This window comes from Streptomyces sp. 4F14 (genome assembly GCF_048159485.1).
Classification (GTDB): Bacteria; Actinomycetota; Actinomycetes; order Streptomycetales; family Streptomycetaceae; genus Streptomyces.
Window position 1 is genome coordinate 1 of the sequence record NZ_JBLRVY010000028.1, and the last position, 16363, is coordinate 16363.

The window sequence follows — 16363 nt, forward strand, 5'->3', positions numbered from 1 at the left end:
GTCCGGCATTCACAGCCGGTAGGACGGGGTATCAACTAATCTGGCGTTGATTTTTGGCACGCTGTTGAGTTCTCAAGGAACGGACGCTTCCTTTGTACTCACCCTCTCGGGCTTTCCTCCGGGCTTTTCCCTTCGGTCTTGCGTTTCCGACTCTATCAGATCTTTTTCCGATCCGATTTCCTCGGCGCTTTCCGGTTCCCGCTCTCGCGTTTCCCTTCCGGCGTTTCCGACTCTATCAGATCCTTTCGGCGTCTGATTCCCAGTCAGCGGGGTTTGTCTTCTGGGCTGTTGGGCCGTTCCGACGTCTCAAACCTTAGCGGATCCGCTCCGTGATTCCCAATCGGGGATCCGGGCCCCGATTCGAATTGAATTCGAGCATGCGGACATGCCGAATTCGACCCCGTCGGGAGTGATCGTGCTGATGGTGTGAGTGCCGCTCTCGCGGCGGGAGTGCTACCGGAGAACCGTTACGGCTCCGTGGCAACTCGAAGAACCTTACGGATCGCCCAGACCCCTGTCAAGGCGCTCCTGTCAAGATCTTTTACTCAAGATCGCTGAGACGGCCCCCGGCATCCGGCTGAGCGTGCTCCACCCGGCGTAGCAGCCTGGTCAGAACCTCACCCAGCGTCGTGCGCTCGGCCGGCGAGAGGTCCTGGAGGAGGTCCTCCTCGAAGACGGAGGCGAGCCGCATGGCCTCCAGCCACATTTCCCGGCCCTCGGGAGTCAGCTCGACGATGACGCGGACCCGGTTGGACGCGTCGCGTGCCCGGGTCACGTACCCCTCGGTGACCATGCGGTCGATCCGGTGGGTCATCGCGGCCGGGGTGAGGCCGAGGCGTTTGGCGAGGTCTCCGGGGCCGAGCCGGTAGGGGGCGCCGGCGAGGACGAGGGCCTTGAGGACCTCCCAGTCGGCGTTGGAGATGCCGAGCCCCGCGGTCTGGCGGCCGTAGGCGACGTTCATCCGGCGGTTGAGCCGGGACAGCGCCGAGACGATCTTCTCGACCTGGGGGTCGAGGTCGCGGAACTCGCGCTGGTAGGCGGCGATCTGCTCGTCGAGCGTCGGCTCGCTGCCGGTGCCGGGGGTGCCGGGGGTGTCGCCCATGCCGGTCAGTATCGCATGGGTCCGTTGGCGTTCAAGTTCTTCGAGGTGTATGGTTCAACTCGAAACTTTAGCTTCGAAGTCTTTGTAAGTAAGTACTTGAGAGAGGTGAACGTGACCAGGGAGAAGGGCGCGGCGATGCGCCGGATCCACGTGGGCAACGCACTCAGCGCGTTCGGGCTCGGCTTCACCGTCCCCTACCTGTACGTCTATGTGGCGGAGGTACGGGGACTCGGCGCCATGACGGCGGGCCTGGTGCTCGCCGTCTTCGCCGTGGCCGCGCTGATCGTGCTGCCGTTCGCCGGGCGGGCCATCGTCCGGCGCGGCCCGCTGCCGGTGCTGCTGGTCGCCCTGGTCACCGCCGCGTTCGGCGCCCTCGCGCTGGGGCTCGCCGCGAGCGCCGGTGCCGTCCTGGCCGCCGCCTCGCTGCTCGGGGCCGGGCAGGCCGTGATGTCGCCGGCGCTGGCGACGATGATCGTGGACTCCTCGACCTCCGAGACACGGTCGCGGGCGTTCGCCATGCAGTTCTTTCTCCAGAACCTCGGGCTCGGCGTCGGCGGTCTGATCGGTGGGCATCTCGTCGACACGTCGAAGGCGTCGTCGTTCGTGCTGCTGTTCTCGATCGAGGCGGCGATGTTCCTGCTGCTGGTCGTCGTGATGGCGACGGTCCGCGTGCCGCACGCCCCGCGGATCACCGACGCGCCGCGCTCCGCGAAGGCCAGCTGGCGCGAGCTGATGTCCAACCGCGCGATGGTGCAGCTCTCGGTCCTCGGCTTCGTCCTCTTCTTCGCCTGCTACGGCCAGTTCGAGTCGGGCCTGAGCGCGTACGGCGTCGAGGCGGCCGGTATCTCGCCGTCCACGCTGGGTACGGCGCTGGCGGCGAACACGGCGGTGATCGTCGTCGCCCAGTTCGCGATCCTGCGTTTCGTGGAGCGGCGTCGCCGGTCCCGGGTCATCGCGGCCGTGGGTCTGATCTGGGCCGTCGCCTGGGTGGTGGCCGGTTTCGCGGGCCTGGGGCAGGCGAGCCCCGAGGTCGCGACGGCCGCGTTCGTGTCGACGTACGCGCTGTTCGGGCTCGGTGAGTCGATGCTGTCCCCGACGGTCGCGCCGTTGGTCGCGGACCTCGCGCCCACCGGGTTGGCCGGTCAGTACAACTCGGCGTTCGCGCTGGTCAAGCAGCTCGCGCTGGCCCTCGGTCCGGCGATCGGCGGGCCGATGGGGGCCTCGTTGCACACCCCGTACATCGTGACGTTCCTGCTGTTCTCGCTCGGCATCACGTGGCTCGCGCTGCGGCTGGGGCGGCAGCTCACCCCCGTCCAGGACCAGCCGCTGCTGGCACGGAACCGGGTGGTCGCGCGGGGCGGAGTACCGGCGGAGTCGGTCAACGCCTGAGGCCGGCGCCTGACGCTGGCGCCCGGACCCTCGTCTCCACGGGCCGTCGTCCATCGACGACGGCCCTTTCCCTTGCCTACGGCAGCGCGAACTCGCACCACACCGCCTTCCCACCCCCCGGTGTCCTGCGCGCCCCCCAGCTCGTGGCGATCGTCGCGATGATCGCGATGCCCCGGCCCGACTCGTCGGCGGGGTCCGCCTGTCTGCGCAGGGGGAGGTGGTCGTCGCCGTCCGTCACCTCGATGATCAGGCGGCGGTCGGTGCGGCGCAGGCGCAGGCGCATGGGCGGGGTGCCGTGCTGGAGGGAGTTGGCGACGAGTTCGCTGGCGGCGAGGACTCCGTGGTCGTGGAGGTCGGCGGGGAAGCGCCAGCTGGTGAGGACGCCGGAGGCGAAGGCCCGCGCGCGGGGGGCCGCTTCGACGCCGCCGAGGAGTTCCAGGGCCGCGTTGCGGAAGAGTTCGCTCTCGGGGCCGCTGCGGCTGGGGTGCTGGAGGACCAGGACGGCCACGTCGTCGTCGTGGTCGGCGGTCACGCCCGCCGAGCGGACCAGGCGGTCGCAGACGACCTGGGGGGTGCCGGTCGCTCCGGAGAGGGCGCGTTCGAGGGCGGCGATGCCTTCGTCGAGGTCTTCGTCGCGGCGTTCGACCAGGCCGTCCGTATAGAGGACCGCCGTCGAGCCGGGGCCCAGGGGGATCGAGGAGGAGGCGTGCATCAGACCGCCCGTGCCGAGGGGCGGGCCGGTGGGTTCGGGGGCCCGGGTGACGGCGCCCGTCTCGTCGCGGACCAGGATCGGGAGGTGGCCGGCGGAGGCGTACACGAGGCGGCCCTCGTTGGGGTCGTGGACGGCGTACACGCAGGTGGCGATCTGGTTGGCGTCGATCTCGGAGGCGAGGCCGTCGAGGAGCTGGAGGATCTCGTGCGGGGGGAGGTCCATGCGGGCGTACGCGCGCACGGCGGTGCGGAGCTGGCCCATGACGGCCGCCGCGCGCACGCCCCGGCCCATGACGTCGCCGATGACGAGGGCGGTGCGGCCGCCGCCGAGGGTGATGACGTCGTACCAGTCGCCGCCGACGGCCGCCTCGGTGCCGCCGGGGTGGTAGACGGCGGCGATGCGCAGGTCGTCGGGCTGGTCGAGCTCCTGGGGGAGGAGGGAGCGCTGGAGGGTGACGGCGGTCTCGCGCTGGCGGCGTTCGCTGGCGCGCAGGCGTTCGGCGGCCTCGGCGTGGTCGGTGACGTCGACGGCGAAGACGAGGACGGCGTCCTTCTCGCCGCCGTCGCCTTCGGTGACCGGCGTGCAGGTGAACGTGTAGGAGCGGCCGTCGGGTGCCTTGCGGGACTTGAGGGTGCGCGGGCGGCCGCTGCGCAGGGCCTGGTCGAGGAGGGGGAGCAGGCCGAGTTCGGAGAGTTCGGGGAGGGTGTCGGCGGCGGGTTCGCCGGGCGGGCGGGGGCCGAAGGCGGCGGCGTAGGCGTCGTTGACGTAGGCGAGGCGGTGGTCGGGGCCGTGGACGAGGGCGACCAGGGCGGGGACGCGGTCGAGGACCTCACGGACGGGCAGAGCGTCGACGGCCTGGGCGGTCGGGGTGTCGTCCGGGTCGGTGAGGTGTTCGGCGCGGGCCGCGGGGACGGAGCCCTCGCCGCGCCGGTCGGGGGTGGCGTGCGGGTGCTCGGCCCGCGCGGCGGCGCGGCGCTGCGTTCCGGGGAGCCGGGCGCTCCAGCGCGTGAAGTTCACGAATCCTTGCCTCGTGTCGTGGTGGTCGGCCGGCTCCGGGGCGGCCGTGCGGCGGGGACACGCCGTGTGCTGCCTTGGTCGGTGGGACGTGAGAGGGCGGTAAGAGGGTCGTCGGGATGCAGTCTGGCAGTGCGGGCGTCGGGCCCGGTATTCGTTCGACGCGGGGGCGTTCGGCCAAGTTCCTGGATCGGGTGAGGACTACTCCTTCGGGTTGTCCTCGTCCTTTCGGGAACCGGGATCTCCGGGCGGGCCGGTCCTTTCATCGGAAGACTGTCCACCGGCGGCGAGTTCGAACTCCGCGCGCGGATGTTCGAGGGAACCCAGCGAGACGATCTCCCGTTTGAAGAGCCCGGAGAGGGTCCATTCGGCCAGCACACGCGCCTTGCGGTTGACGGTGGGGACGCGGCTGAGGTGGTAGGCGCGGTGCATGAACCACGCGGGGTACCCCTTGAGCTTGCGGCCGTAGACCTGCGCGACCCCCTTGTGGAGGCCGAGGGAGGCGACCGAGCCGGCGTACGTGTGCGCGTACGGGCGCAGGGGTTCGCCGCGCAGGGAGCGTACGAGGTTGTCGCCGAGGACCTTGGCCTGGCGCAGGGCGTGCTGGGCGTTGGGCGCGGTGTGGGTGCCGGGGCCCGCGGTGAGGTCGGGGACGGCGGCGGCGTCTCCGGCCGCCCAGGCGTGCGCGGTGCCCTCGATCGTCAGCTCCGGGGTGCAGCGCAGGCGGCCTCGGCCGGTGAGGGGGAGGTCGGTCGCGGCGAGCAGGGGGTGCGGTTTGACGCCGGCCGTCCACACGACCGTACGTGTGGGGAAGCGGGAGCCGTCGCTGAGGACGGCGGTGCGGTGGAGGCAGGACTCCAGGCGGGTCTTGAGGCGGAGGTCGATGTTGCGGCGGCGGAGTTCGCTGATCGTGTAGCGGCCGAGGTCCTCGCCGACCTCGGGGAGGATGCGGTCGGACGCCTCGACGAGGATCCACTTCATGTCGTCCGGGGTGACGTTGTGGTAGGAGCGGGAGGCGTAGCGGGCCATGTCCTCCAGTTCGCCGAGGGCCTCGACGCCCGCGTAGCCGCCGCCGACGAAGACGAACGTCAGGGCCGCGTCGCGGACGGCGGGGTCGCGGGTGGAGGACGCGATGTCCATCTGCTCGATGACGTGGTTGCGCAGGCCGATGGCCTCCTCGACGGTCTTGAAGCCGATCGCGTGCTCGGCGAGGCCGGGGATCGGGAGGGCGCGCGAGACGGAGCCGGGCGCCAGGACCAGTTCGTCGTACGGCAGTTGCCGAGGGGTGCCGCCCTCCTCCGCGGTGGCCAGGGTGGTCAGCGTCGCGGTGCGGGCGGCGTGGTCGACGGCCGTGACCTCGCCGACGACGATCCGGCAGTGCGGCAGGACGCGGCGCAGCGGCACGACGACGTGCCGGGGGGAGATGGAGCCGGCCGCGGCCTCCGGGAGGAACGGCTGGTACGTCATGTACGGGTCGGGGGTGACGACGGTGATCTCGGCCTGGCCGCGCTTCAGTTCACGCCTCAACTTCCGCTGGAGTCGCAGTGCCGTGTACAGCCCGACGTAGCCGCCGCCGACAACGAGAATGCGCGCACGTTCCTTCACCACCCCATGACGCACCCGACACCGCGGTTTGTCCACAGTCCCGGCGCGCAGCGGGGCGTGCGCCCCGGTGTGGGCAGGGTCTGTCAGGTCGGCCGCACGTACGCCTGGCGCGCAGGTCAGGCCAGGTGCGCCGGGGCATGCGGAGGTGTGAGACCGGGATACGCACCCCGTGTACTCCGTTTGGGCGGTACCCCGTGCGGAACGTGCCCCTTCTGAATTGACCGTCCCTCAACTATGTTCGTGTGACGACGGGGTGTAGGGCTTCCGTCCGGCGTGTGTCCGTCGGCCGGACCGCCCGACGGGGGAAGTGTGCCGCCGGACCCGCGACACGCGGGGGTGGACGCGCTGCTCCCGGTTCCACACGCTCCGGCATTCAATGGCGGAGAAAGTCTCCGGGGGGAGACGACATTTACCGGGGGATCATTGATGCACATTCAGGACTCACAATGGTCTACGGCGACCGCTCTCGCGGGCGGCGCCATGATGAGCGCGACGGGGAACGGCCGCGGGGACACCTCGCGGACGACGCCGTTGCGCGTGGACGCACAGCGCAATCTCGAACACGTCCTGCGGGCCGCGCGCGAGGTGTTCGGGGAGCTGGGTTACGGGGCTCCCATGGAGGACGTCGCGCGCCGGGCCCGCGTGGGGGTGGGCACGGTCTACCGGCGGTTCCCCAGCAAGGACGTCCTGGTCCGGCGGATAGCCGAGGAGGAGACGTCCCGGCTGACCGAGCAGGCGCGCGCCGCGCTCGGGCAGGAGGACGAGCCGTGGTCGGCTCTCTCGCGGTTCCTCCGTACGTCCGTCGCGTCCGGCGCGGGGCGGCTGCTGCCGCCTCAGGTGCTGCGGGTGGGGGTGGCCGAGGAGGAGGCGCGTGTGCCTCAGCAGCGGTCCCAGCCCGGCGGGGGTGAGCTGCGGATCGTCCCCGAGGCCGAGGTCGTGTCGCCGCTGGACGATCCCGGGGTGGCCGCGCTGCTCGACGTCGTCGGGCAGCTGGTCGACCGGGCGCGGGCCGCCGGGGAGCTGCGGGCCGACGTGTCCGTGTCCGACGTCCTGCTCGTGATCGCAACGGCGGCGCCGTCTCTGCCGGATGCGGTGCAGCAGGCGGCTGCTTCGGCGCGACTGCTGGACATCCTGCTGGAGGGGCTGCGGTCGCGGTAAGGGGTACCGGGCGGGGGCCGTCATCCTTTCGGGTGGCGGCCCCCGTCGCCGAACATATGCCCCATTCCCGCCGCCTGAGGTAACTGCCGTGTTTCTTGCGGCAGTTGAGCATTCCCACGCCGGGTGAGTTCTAGTACAAGGGAACGGCAAGGGGGCACTTACGGGTGGAAGGGGGCGTTCGTGGGGGGCGTCGGGCGAAATGTGTGTGGCAGTCTGAGCCGGTGTTCGGGACTGGACGGGCTGGCGGCGGGGGCTTTCCGCGATGAGCGTTGACGGGCGGGACGAGTCACAGGGCGGCGACACCGGGGAACTGGACGCGCCACAGGTTCCCCCGCAGCGCGACCGGCGTGACGAGAGCGTGCTGCCGCCGCTGCGGGAGCTGCCGCCGGCCGACGCCGACCTCATCGCGTCGATGCGCGCGGGCGACGACACCGCGTACGAGGAGCTGTACCGCCGGCACGCCGACGCCGTACGCCGTTACGCGCGCACCTGCTGCCGGGACGGGCACACCGCCGACGACCTCACCGCCGAGGTGTTCGCGCGGATGCTGCAGGCCGTGCGGGGCGGGTCGGGGCCCGAGTACGCCGTACGCGCCTATCTGCTGACGTCCGTGCGGCGCGTTGCCGCGCAGTGGATCCAGTCCGCGAAGCGGGAGCAGCTCGTCGACGACTTCGCCGTGTTCGCGGCGCAGGCGGCGGGGCGGGCCTCCGAGGTCGGGGACGACGACACGCTGGAACTCGGCGCCGACGTACGGGCCATGCACGAGGCCGAGCAGTCCATGGCCATGCAGGCGTTCCGGTCGCTGCCCGAGCGGTGGCAGGCCGTGCTGTGGCACACCGAGGTCGAGGACGAGTCACCCAGCGAGGTCGCGACGCTGTTCGGGCTCGACGCGAACGGGACCCGGGTGCTCGCCTCGCGGGCGCGCGAGGGGCTCAAGCAGGCGTACCTCCAGGCGCACGTGTCCGCGACGCTGACCTCCGACGAGGAGTGCAGCCGGTACGCCGACCAGCTCGGGACGTATGCGCGCAAACGGTTGCGGACGCGGGCCGAGCGGGGGTTGCGCAAGCATCTGGAGGAGTGCGCGAAGTGCCGGCTGGCGGCCTTGCAGATCGAGGAAGTCGCCAGTGGGATTCCGGCGGTCGTGCCGGTCGCGGTCATCGGGTGGTTCGGGGCCGCGGGGTACGCGAAGGCCGCCGCGCTCATCGCCGGGGGTGTGGGGGCGGGGGCGGCCGGTGTCGGTGGTGCGGCCGCCGCCGCGAACGGGGGGTCCGGTGCGGCTGCTTCCGAGGGGCTCGGGGCGCCCGTGAAGGCGGGCATCGCGGCGGGGGTGGTGGCGGTGGCCGCTGCCGCTGTCGCGCTGGCCCTTGTCGGGAACGACGAGCCCGCGAAGACGCCCGCGGCTCCGCCGCCGTCGTCGGCGCCGGTGGTGCGGCAGGAGGTGCCGGCATCGCCCTCGCCGTCCCCGTCTCCCTCTCGGGAGGCGCCGGAGCCGGTGGCTGTCGCGCCGGTGCCTTCGGCTTCGGCTTCCGTGAAACCGAGTCCCCCTGCGCCGCAGCCGGCGCCTGTCGTGCCGCGCCCGACGCCGAGTTCCCCGGCACCGAGCCCGACACCGAGCGCCAAGCCCTCACCCACCCCGACCCCGACACCCCCGCGTCCTCCCGCCGTCTACCCCCTCAACGAGCTCGCCTACAACGCCAACGGCGACGGCACCAACCCCGAGATCCGCCTCTTCGAGAGCAGCTGGGTCTGGCAGCGGGACAACCTCTCCATCGCCGGTCGGTCCTACAGCGGGGTGACCGTCCGCGCGGGGTCCTCCGTCACCATCGACCTCAACCGGACGTGCACGTCGTACGACGCGCTGGTCGGCGTCGACGACACGACCCTGCGGCTCGGGCAGGCGTACTTCGCCGTCTACGCGGACGGGGTACGGCTGTGGCGGTCCGGGCTGGTCAAGGGCGGGGACCCCGCCGTACCCGTCCATGTGGATCTGACCGGGCGGAAGACGGTCCGGCTGGTGGTGGAGCCGTACACGCCGTTCGACGAACTCGCGCTGGTGGACTGGGCGGAGTCGAAGTTCCGGTGCGGGTGACGTCGAACGCCGGATCCCTCACGTCACGGATAACGGGGACTAGTTGACGCGTTCCGTCACGGCGCAGTAGTCCAGGTCGGCCAACGGGACGTCGTGGAAGAAGCGCAGCCCGAGATCCGCGACTTCGCCGGTGCGCTCCAGGTGGACCATGTGGTCCGCATCGCGGAAGGTGGCGAAGAAGCTGTCCGGACAGGTCTCGGCGACCTGTCGGCAGAGCTCGGGTCTGGTGAAGTCGTCGTGCTCACCGGTGACGACCAGGGTGGGGACGGACTGCGCCGGCTGCGGGCACAGCAGGTCCTGGTCGAGGAGTCGGCGGGTGTTCAGCCGGTACTTCTCCAGCTCGTCCGGGGTGGCGTTGGTGAACCGAGTCGTGAGGATCCGTTTGACGACCGGTCCGTGGGCGATGCGGCGCGCTGGGTCACTGCACATGAACAAGCTGACCGTCGTGGAGGCGAAGGCGGGGAGGTCACCGCGGTCGAGCAGGCTCAGGGAGTGCTCGATCTGATCGCGGGCGGACTCGGGTATCCGCGTCATGGTGGACATCAGGAACAGGCGCCAGACCAGGTCGGGACGCTGTTGCGCGAGCCGGTAGCCGATGGCGCTGCCGTAGGAGCCGGCAGCTATCTTCACCCGGGTCAGCCCGCGGTCCCGCAGCATCTCCTGGAGCGCCGACGGAAGGAAGTCCACCCCCACATCGGCCGGCAGCGTGTCGGCGGCACCCCAGCCGGGCAGGTCCACCGTCACCACCGGGACCGTCTCGATGAGCCTTTCCTCCAGCCGCCCCCAGGACTCCTTGCGCTGGAACGCACCACCCACGAGCACGATGGGCAGACCCTGCCGGTCCCACCCGGTCAGCCGGGACTCGAATCTGAATCCCTCCAGGGCGTGTTCCTGTACTTGGCAGGGGGTCGACACTGCTGGCGACATCAGCGCTGCTCCTTCGCGTTCGACCGCGTGACGAGCCGGTACGTCTACGGGTACGTGGGCCAGCGCGCCGTCGCCCGGCCTCGCCCCTGATCGCCGGCCGCCGTACCCGGCACCATGCTCAGACGCGCGTATGCCGCACGCCGCGCAGGAAGGGCCGATCGGGTGAAGATCCCCGCCTGTTCGGTGACGTTCTCCCGGCAGCGTTGTACGCGTCGACCAGCGCTCGGTGGCTCAAGTCCCGCGCGTGATCGGCGTCCTGACGCCCTCAGGGGTCTTTCCGGCCGAAGTCTGAGGTACTCCTGAGGTTTATCCGGGCCGGCGTACCCAACAATCACAGGCAGGCGGAAGCGGCGTGAACATGCCATCCGGGGAGCGTCGTCGAGGCGCTGTGGTGGTGTGCGCCCGCCTTGCCGCCTGTGAGCAAGCGACCAGCTCCATCGAAACGGGGACCCATGAGAAACACCTTGACGCGCACCGCACTGCCGCTCCTGACCGCTGCGACCGTGCTGTTGACCGCGTCCGGCGCCGGTGCCGCCGACTCGGACGACGAGCCCGTACCGGCCGACGGTACGACGATCGTCATGAACGACGGGACGGTCGTCAGTGCCGGCGACGAGACCGATTTCGCGTTCGAGGGGGACGAGCCGGAGCCGAGGCCGGCGAAGACTCCGTTCGGCTCCGTCTGCCCCGAGGTGAACCAGCCGCCCACGTACACGGTGAAGGGGAAGCCGTACTTCTTGGCCGACAAGGACGAGCCGCAGTCGACGTGGCTCCTGCCCCGGCAGTCGGTGTCGTGGGAGATATCGGGCTCCCACACCTTCACGTTCGACGTGACCGGTGGGTACGAGGCGGAGGCCAAGATCATCGTGGCGAAGGCCAAGGTGAAGGTCGACGTCAAGATCGGCAACTCGTGGACGTGGACGGGGTCCCAGCGGGTCACCGACACGAACAACACGAGCAAGGGGTACCGCGCCGTTCTCGGGCAGGTGGGCTGGAAGCTCACGTCGGTGAAGACCTGGTACGCGCCGCCCTGCAACAAGAAGACGAAGACCATCATCGTGAGGGCCCCGCGCAAGGGTGACATGTCGATCGGACGGCAGAAGTCGTAATCCGGGCATCGGAGAGCCGGCACTTCCAGTGAGGAGGTGCCGGCTTCGCCTGTGCGTTCAGAGGGTTCGGATGAACGCGGTCCAGGTGGTGGGGGTGAAGGGGAGAGGGGTACGGTCCGGGGTCTTGCTGTCGCGGACGAGGAGGGTGCCGGGGAGGTTGTCGGTGACTTCGAGGCAGTCGCCGCCCTGGCCGCTGTAGCTGCTCTTGCGCCACACTGCGGTCTCGGGGCCGGGGGTGCTCGTCCACTGCCTCTCCACCTGCTGTCGCATCTCCTGTCGCACGCGGGTGATCACCTCAAGGCTGTCCCGGGGGCTCAGCGCAATCGACCGCAGCGAATCGAAGATGAGCGTATGGCCGGCCAACCCGGCGTGTGCGCCTGCCCGGTCGGGGATGACCTGCACCTCTACAGAGGGGTGGCCGGCCATCGTCTCCAGGTGCTCCAACTGCTTGCGCATGGCTTCCCGGCCGCCCACTTCGAGTTGTAGGGCCGCCTCGCTCTGGATCACACACAGGCACGGAGGGGTGGGGCGCCGCAGGATCTCCTGCCGTTTCGTGCGCGCCTCCACCAGCGCGTCCACGTCTTCGGGGCTCAGGGTGGAGGGGGCGGCGGAGAGGATCGCCCGTGCGTAGTCGGGGGTCTTCTCGTAGTCGATGAACTCCGTGTACGTCGGACGCGCCAGCCCGGCGCGCTGCCTCCAGCCCGGTTCCCGGCTGCGCTGGGCGAGCGCGGCCATCTCGTCCACCTGGGCCGGGTCCGTCACGCCGTAGAACCTCAGCGGGTCCCGCAACTCGCCCAGGGAGATGCCGAGTCGGGCGTTCTCGATGCGGTTGATCTTCGTGCGGTGGCAGCCGGTGCGTTCCGCCGCGTCGTCGATGTTCATGCCTGCGGCCTCGCGGAACTCGACCTCTGGTCACCAACGCCGTGAACGCCGGGGACCGAACCTCGGGACGGGGTCGGGAAAGTGGTGTGGGTGACGCTGAACTTGCCCGAAAGGGCAACGAGTTGAGCCTTTACCGGCGGTAGTAGCTCTCAGGTACTACGGGGAAGGTCATCCTGGAGGACGACTTCCCGGAATCCGCTTCTCCAGTTGTGTGCGATGCCCTACGGTCTGTGCCCACGACACGAAAACGCCCCGCCGGATCGCGGCAACGATCCACCGGGGCTAAGCCGAACCAGCTTGCGTAAGGAGCTGTTCCAACCTTGTACGACCTTATCCTGCGCGCCCTCTCGCGCGCCCTCTGCGCCCTCATGCCCCGCCGCCGCCCCGGCCGCCACAGCGCACACCACCTCACCGCAACCGCCCCCGCGACCCCCGTCATCCCCGAGAGCCCCTGGTCCCGCCCCTGGACGAGCCCCTCCAAGGCCGAGGCCGCCGAGATCTTCCGGCGCCAGGCGGAGGCGGACGAGGCCCGCCGCCTGAGCGAACAGCACCTCCAGCGCCAACGCCTCCACGACGGCCGGTATCGGACCGCCTGACGGCGTCGTCATGCACCCCGACGACCCGGTAACACCGCGGTATGGTCGCGGTATGGCGAAGACTAAGAAGGTCACCATCACGCTGCCTGTGGAACTACTGGAAAGCATGAAGGCGCACACCGACAACGTCTCCGGCTACATCACCGAGCTGGCCGAGCGGGCCGAGCGGCGAAGGCTCCTTCGGGAGGACCTGGACCGCTACCAGGAAGAATTCGGCGCGTTCACCGACGAGGAGATGGCCGAGGCCCGCGCGCTCCTGCACGGAACCGAGGGCGGGGCAGAGCGCGCGGCGTGAACATCGAATCCTTGGTGCTCGACTCACAGGGACTCTCTTCGTGGATCGACCGGGACCGCAAGGTGATGCCGCTCCTGGAGCAGGCAGAGCGTGACGGAGTCGACGTCGCCATGTCGGCCGCCACGATCATCGAAGTCTCGTACGGGGGTGTGGACATGGCGCGGCTCAACCGGCTGCTGTCCCGAATCCGCGTGGAGGCGGTGACACGGGACAGCGCCCGCCGAAGCGCGGAGCTCCTGAAGGCGGCCGGGCTGCACGGACACAAGTACGCCATCGACGCCATGGTTGCCGAGGTGGCGCTGCGCCTGCCGGGACCGGTCGCGGTGCTCACGTCCGCTGCCGACGACATGGTCAAGCTGTGCGGGAAGCGAGTGCGGGTCATCGGCCTGTAGGTGTGCTCCGGCCACCCGGCGTACGGCCCTCACGCCGCCAGCGCCCTCCCCGCCGCCGCGACCAGCTCGTCCGTCGCCCTGATCGCCGCCTCCCTGCGCGCCGACAGGGTCTCCAGGTCCGGGACGCCCCGGAGGTCCACCGCCGCGAGGACCGCCGTACGGGCGGGGGCGGCGAGGGGCGGGGACAGGACGGATACGGAGACCAGGGGCGCGGTCAGTGCGGAGCGGGTCGCGTGGGAGGCGGATCTCGCGGAGTGACGGGTCTCCTCCGGCGCTCCCTGCAGGCGGAGTTCCTCGCGATGCCAGAGCGCTCTGCGGTGGTCCCCCAACGCGGCGACCAACTCGCCCAGCGCCACGCGCAACGCCTCCTCCCGGCGTTCGGCGCGCGCCACCCGCTCGCCTCGCTGCTGGAGGAACCCGGCGAGAACGCCGCCGAGGAGAGTGCCGGCCACGGCTATGACGCTGGACCACATGGAGGGCTCCTGGAGTGAACGTCCGTACAGGTCACCCCAGTTTCACGCCCCCGAGGACAACGCCCCCCGCCTCGGCGCGATCCCGGCAGGCACCGCGCGCGCCCGCGCGGGTGTCCCCGTCCAGCACGTCCCCCTGCGCGCGAGCAGGCGGTGCAGCCACAGCTCCAGGGACACCAGGTCCGCGAGCCCCGCCAGCGGCAACGGCTCCCCCGCAGCCGCCGCCCGGACGGCCTTGCGTACGACCCGCGCCTCCACGAGCCCCGCCTCGGCGAGCAGCGGCGTCTCGAACAACGTCAGGACGCTCCCCGTGGCCGCCCGAAGCCCCGCGCGGGCCGTCGCGGTCGCGGAACCCGGCGTCGGAGTCCCCCACCCCGGCGGCAACTCGGCCACCCCGGAAGCCTTCAGGACCCGGCGCAGGATGGCGGCACGGGCCCCCGGCTGGACCCGCAGCGTCTCCGGCAACGCCTGGCAGGCCCGCACCACCTGGTTGTCGAGGTAGGGCGCGTGGAGCCGCTGGGAGCGGATCTCGGTGGCCTGCTCCAGGACGCGCAGATCGGCGGCGTGCCTCGCGAGAGCCGCACGCGCGCGATGGTCGCCGGGTCTCTGTCCCGGCCCGCCCGCGCGGGACGTGGAGGACTGGAGGCGAACCGATACTTCAGCGAGCGCCTCACCGGTGAGCCAGCGGGCGGCGGGCCCGGCGGGGGCCCAGGTGAGGGCCGCCAACGAGGCCCCTACAGCGCCGGGCGTGTCCTCGAAGCGACGGGACAGCAGACGGTCGGCGAGCGACTCCAGACCGGCGGCGTAGGGCGTGCGCGCGAGGCGCCGGGCGGCGCCGTACACGCGCGCGGGGACGAGGACCGACCCGTCGGCTTTGGTCAACGCGGCCATGGGCCTCACGAGGTGACGCCGCTTACGGTCCATCAGGAGGTCGGCGAGGCGGGCCGGATGCGCGTCCAACGCCTGCCGGGCGCCGTGCCCCGTGAAGTGGTCCGCGCTGCCCGCTGCGAGCCGCGCACGGTGCCGGGCGGCCAGGACGAGGGAAGGGCCGGGTTCGTCCGTCAGAGGGCCGTCCAGGGCCGTGTACGGGAGCATGGAGGCGTCGCCGGTGACGACTACGTGGTGCAGGCGGGGGTTCGCGGCGAGTTCCCCCGCCCGCTCCAGCTCCTCCTGCTGACGCCGGGACGTGAGGTCGTTGAAGGTGACGGCGAGGAGGCGCTCGCCCGCGCCCGTGCCGTGCCCGAGGATCGTCCCCGGCATGCCGGGCAGGCCCGCGGCGAGCAGCGCGAGCGTCCCGGAGGCGGGCCCGCCCGTGAGGTCCGCGCCGATCCCCGGCACCGGCATCCCGCGCGCGGCACGCCGTTCGGCGGGTCCCATCCCCGGCACCGGCCCGGGATCCATGTCGGGCACGTGCCGGGGAGCCGACAGGCGCGTACGCACCGCCTCGACGAGCGCGTCCCGCACGCCCTCGACCGCGCTGTCCGGATCGGTGGGGGCGGCGGCGACGGCGAGGGAGGCGACCGGTTCGTAGTTCGCGACCTCCCGCGCGCCCGCGCGCAGGACGAGCGCGTGCCCCGGGGGCACACGTCGTACGCCGTCGTAGGGCGTCGAGTCGAGGAGGGCGGCCGGTACGTCGGGAGCGGCGAGCAGGGCCGCGAGGTGCCCGAAGTCGAGGTTGGCCTCGACGAGGTCGGCGAGCGGCAGGGCGGCGGTCGCGTACGCCGTACCGCCCGCCCAGGGCGTGTGGAAGACCGGGCGCGCGCCCGCGAGGTCGCCGCAGACGGTGATGCGGCGGTCGACCTGGACGACGGCGGTGTAGCTGCCGGGCCAGGCGGTGAGGTGTCTGAGGGCGCCGCCGCGGGCCGCCAACAGCCCTACGCGCAGCTGCTCGTCGCTGGCGCCGCACAGGCCGAGGACGGCGATCCTGGTGCGCTCGTCGGCGCGGACCACGCGGATCTCGTCGGGGCGCCAGTCGCCGACGGCCCACAGGGGGTCGGGGTCGCCCCACAGGAGCTGCGAGCCGACCGGCTGGACGACCTCGCCGTCCAGGCCGACGGCGCCTGCGCCGTCGTACCCGCCGTAGGGGTCCGCCGAGCCGGGCGCGGACCCCGCGGCGGTCATGCTCCAACCCACCAACCACCGCATCGACGCCTCCACAGGCTGTGGACAACCGGTGCACCGTACGAACCGGTTCACCATGCTGCCACGAAGAACGCGCCCATGACGGAAGGCAGAACGCCTGACAGGCACCGCAACGCACCCGCGCGTGCGTGCCGTTGACGGGGCCGGCACCCCGGCACACCCCCGCGTGCGCCCCCGCGCTCGCGACGTGAATGCGCCCCCGATACGCTCCCCCTGGACGCCCTGTGCGCCCTCGATTCCCATGGTCGGAGCCTTGATCACCCGGCGGTCCGAGGGGCGTTTTTCGGCCAAATACGCAGCGTGGCGCGGTTGTTGCGGGAGCTTTTGGAAAAGCCGCGCACACGCTCCGTACACGGCCCGCACGACCCTGTGCGAGCGCGCGATCCGGGAGACGGAGTTCGCCCCCCGGACCGTTCCGCCGCCCGCGGGGATGTAGGCGGCGGTGTCCCCCAGCCCACTGGATCCAGTACAGCGGGCCGAC

14 protein-coding genes and 1 pseudogene are annotated in these 16363 nt (G+C 71.4%); 7 read left to right on the forward strand and 8 right to left on the reverse strand.

Annotation, left to right across the window (positions count from 1 at the left end; translation table 11 throughout):
* Positions 1-541: 541 nt before the first annotated feature.
* The gene (locus tag ACLZOT_RS37025; RefSeq protein ID WP_416973549.1) at positions 542-1102 is read right to left on the reverse strand and encodes a MarR family winged helix-turn-helix transcriptional regulator; all 561 of its coding nucleotides are present in this window, start codon (positions 1100-1102) and stop codon (positions 542-544) included.
* Positions 1103-1237: 135 nt separating this feature from the next.
* Between ACLZOT_RS37025 and ACLZOT_RS37030 the strand changes: the two genes are divergently transcribed.
* On the forward strand, positions 1238-2491 hold the full coding sequence (locus tag ACLZOT_RS37030; protein WP_416973688.1) for an MFS transporter: 1254 nt from the start codon (positions 1238-1240) through the stop codon (positions 2489-2491).
* Positions 2492-2567: 76 nt separating this feature from the next.
* Here ACLZOT_RS37030 and ACLZOT_RS37035 read toward each other — a convergent pair whose 3' ends face one another.
* Positions 2568-4220 (reverse strand): ATP-binding SpoIIE family protein phosphatase, encoded by a 1653-nt coding sequence (locus ACLZOT_RS37035; RefSeq protein WP_416973550.1) that lies wholly within the window; start codon positions 4218-4220, stop codon positions 2568-2570.
* 198 nt (positions 4221-4418) lie between these two features.
* Positions 4419-5825 carry an NAD(P)/FAD-dependent oxidoreductase gene (locus ACLZOT_RS37040; protein ID WP_416973551.1) on the reverse strand — a complete coding sequence of 469 codons (1407 nt, stop codon included), beginning with the start codon at positions 5823-5825 and terminating at the stop codon, positions 4419-4421.
* A 423-nt stretch (positions 5826-6248) separates the two neighbouring features.
* Here ACLZOT_RS37040 and ACLZOT_RS37045 point away from each other — a divergent pair, with 423 nt between their 5' ends.
* Together ACLZOT_RS37045 and ACLZOT_RS37050 are read left to right on the forward strand one after the other, a co-directional pair.
* The gene (locus ACLZOT_RS37045; protein WP_416973552.1) at positions 6249-6980 is read left to right on the forward strand and encodes a TetR/AcrR family transcriptional regulator; all 732 of its coding nucleotides are present in this window, start codon (positions 6249-6251) and stop codon (positions 6978-6980) included.
* A gap of 262 nt (positions 6981-7242) precedes the next feature.
* Positions 7243-9069, forward strand: a complete 1827-nt coding sequence (locus ACLZOT_RS37050) for a sigma-70 family RNA polymerase sigma factor (protein WP_416973553.1) — start codon at positions 7243-7245, stop codon at positions 9067-9069.
* A gap of 39 nt (positions 9070-9108) precedes the next feature.
* Here the strand turns inward: ACLZOT_RS37050 and ACLZOT_RS37055 are convergent, their stop codons facing one another.
* Positions 9109-9996 (reverse strand): alpha/beta fold hydrolase, encoded by an 888-nt coding sequence (locus ACLZOT_RS37055; RefSeq protein WP_416973554.1) that lies wholly within the window; start codon positions 9994-9996, stop codon positions 9109-9111.
* Between the two features lie 464 nt (positions 9997-10460).
* On the opposite strand from ACLZOT_RS37055, the gene ACLZOT_RS37060 reads away from it, so the two are divergent.
* Positions 10461-11105 (forward strand): hypothetical protein, encoded by a 645-nt coding sequence (locus ACLZOT_RS37060; RefSeq protein ID WP_416973555.1) that lies wholly within the window; start codon positions 10461-10463, stop codon positions 11103-11105.
* A 57-nt stretch (positions 11106-11162) separates the two neighbouring features.
* Here ACLZOT_RS37060 and ACLZOT_RS37065 read toward each other — a convergent pair whose 3' ends face one another.
* Together ACLZOT_RS37065 and ACLZOT_RS37070 are read right to left on the reverse strand one after the other, a co-directional pair.
* Entirely contained in the window at positions 11163-11840 is a 678-nt protein-coding gene (locus tag ACLZOT_RS37065; RefSeq protein WP_416973689.1) for a DUF397 domain-containing protein, read from the reverse strand.
* A gap of 12 nt (positions 11841-11852) precedes the next feature.
* Positions 11853-11993: pseudogene (locus ACLZOT_RS37070) on the reverse strand (helix-turn-helix domain-containing protein); the annotation flags it as partial.
* Between the two features lie 314 nt (positions 11994-12307).
* Here ACLZOT_RS37070 and ACLZOT_RS37075 point away from each other — a divergent pair.
* From ACLZOT_RS37075 to ACLZOT_RS37085, 3 genes are read left to right on the forward strand one after another with little or no spacing between them, the layout of a single operon-like run.
* Complete coding sequence (locus ACLZOT_RS37075; protein WP_416973556.1) at positions 12308-12583, forward strand: hypothetical protein; 276 nt, start codon at positions 12308-12310, stop codon at positions 12581-12583.
* Between the two features lie 52 nt (positions 12584-12635).
* Positions 12636-12878 (forward strand): hypothetical protein, encoded by a 243-nt coding sequence (locus ACLZOT_RS37080; RefSeq protein WP_416973557.1) that lies wholly within the window; start codon positions 12636-12638, stop codon positions 12876-12878.
* Positions 12875-13270 (forward strand): PIN domain-containing protein, encoded by a 396-nt coding sequence (locus ACLZOT_RS37085; RefSeq protein WP_416973558.1) that lies wholly within the window; start codon positions 12875-12877, stop codon positions 13268-13270. The genes ACLZOT_RS37080 and ACLZOT_RS37085 overlap by 4 nt, the downstream gene beginning before the upstream one ends.
* Before the next feature lie 29 nt (positions 13271-13299).
* Here the strand turns inward: ACLZOT_RS37085 and ACLZOT_RS37090 are convergent, their stop codons facing one another.
* Both ACLZOT_RS37090 and ACLZOT_RS37095 read right to left on the reverse strand, forming a co-directional pair.
* Positions 13300-13743: a protein kilB gene (locus ACLZOT_RS37090; RefSeq protein WP_416973559.1), complete on the reverse strand. Its 444-nt coding sequence runs from the start codon at positions 13741-13743 to the stop codon at positions 13300-13302.
* Positions 13744-13785: 42 nt separating this feature from the next.
* Entirely contained in the window at positions 13786-15885 is a 2100-nt protein-coding gene (locus tag ACLZOT_RS37095; protein ID WP_416973560.1) for an asparagine synthase-related protein, read from the reverse strand.
* Positions 15886-16363: the final 478 nt, after the last annotated feature.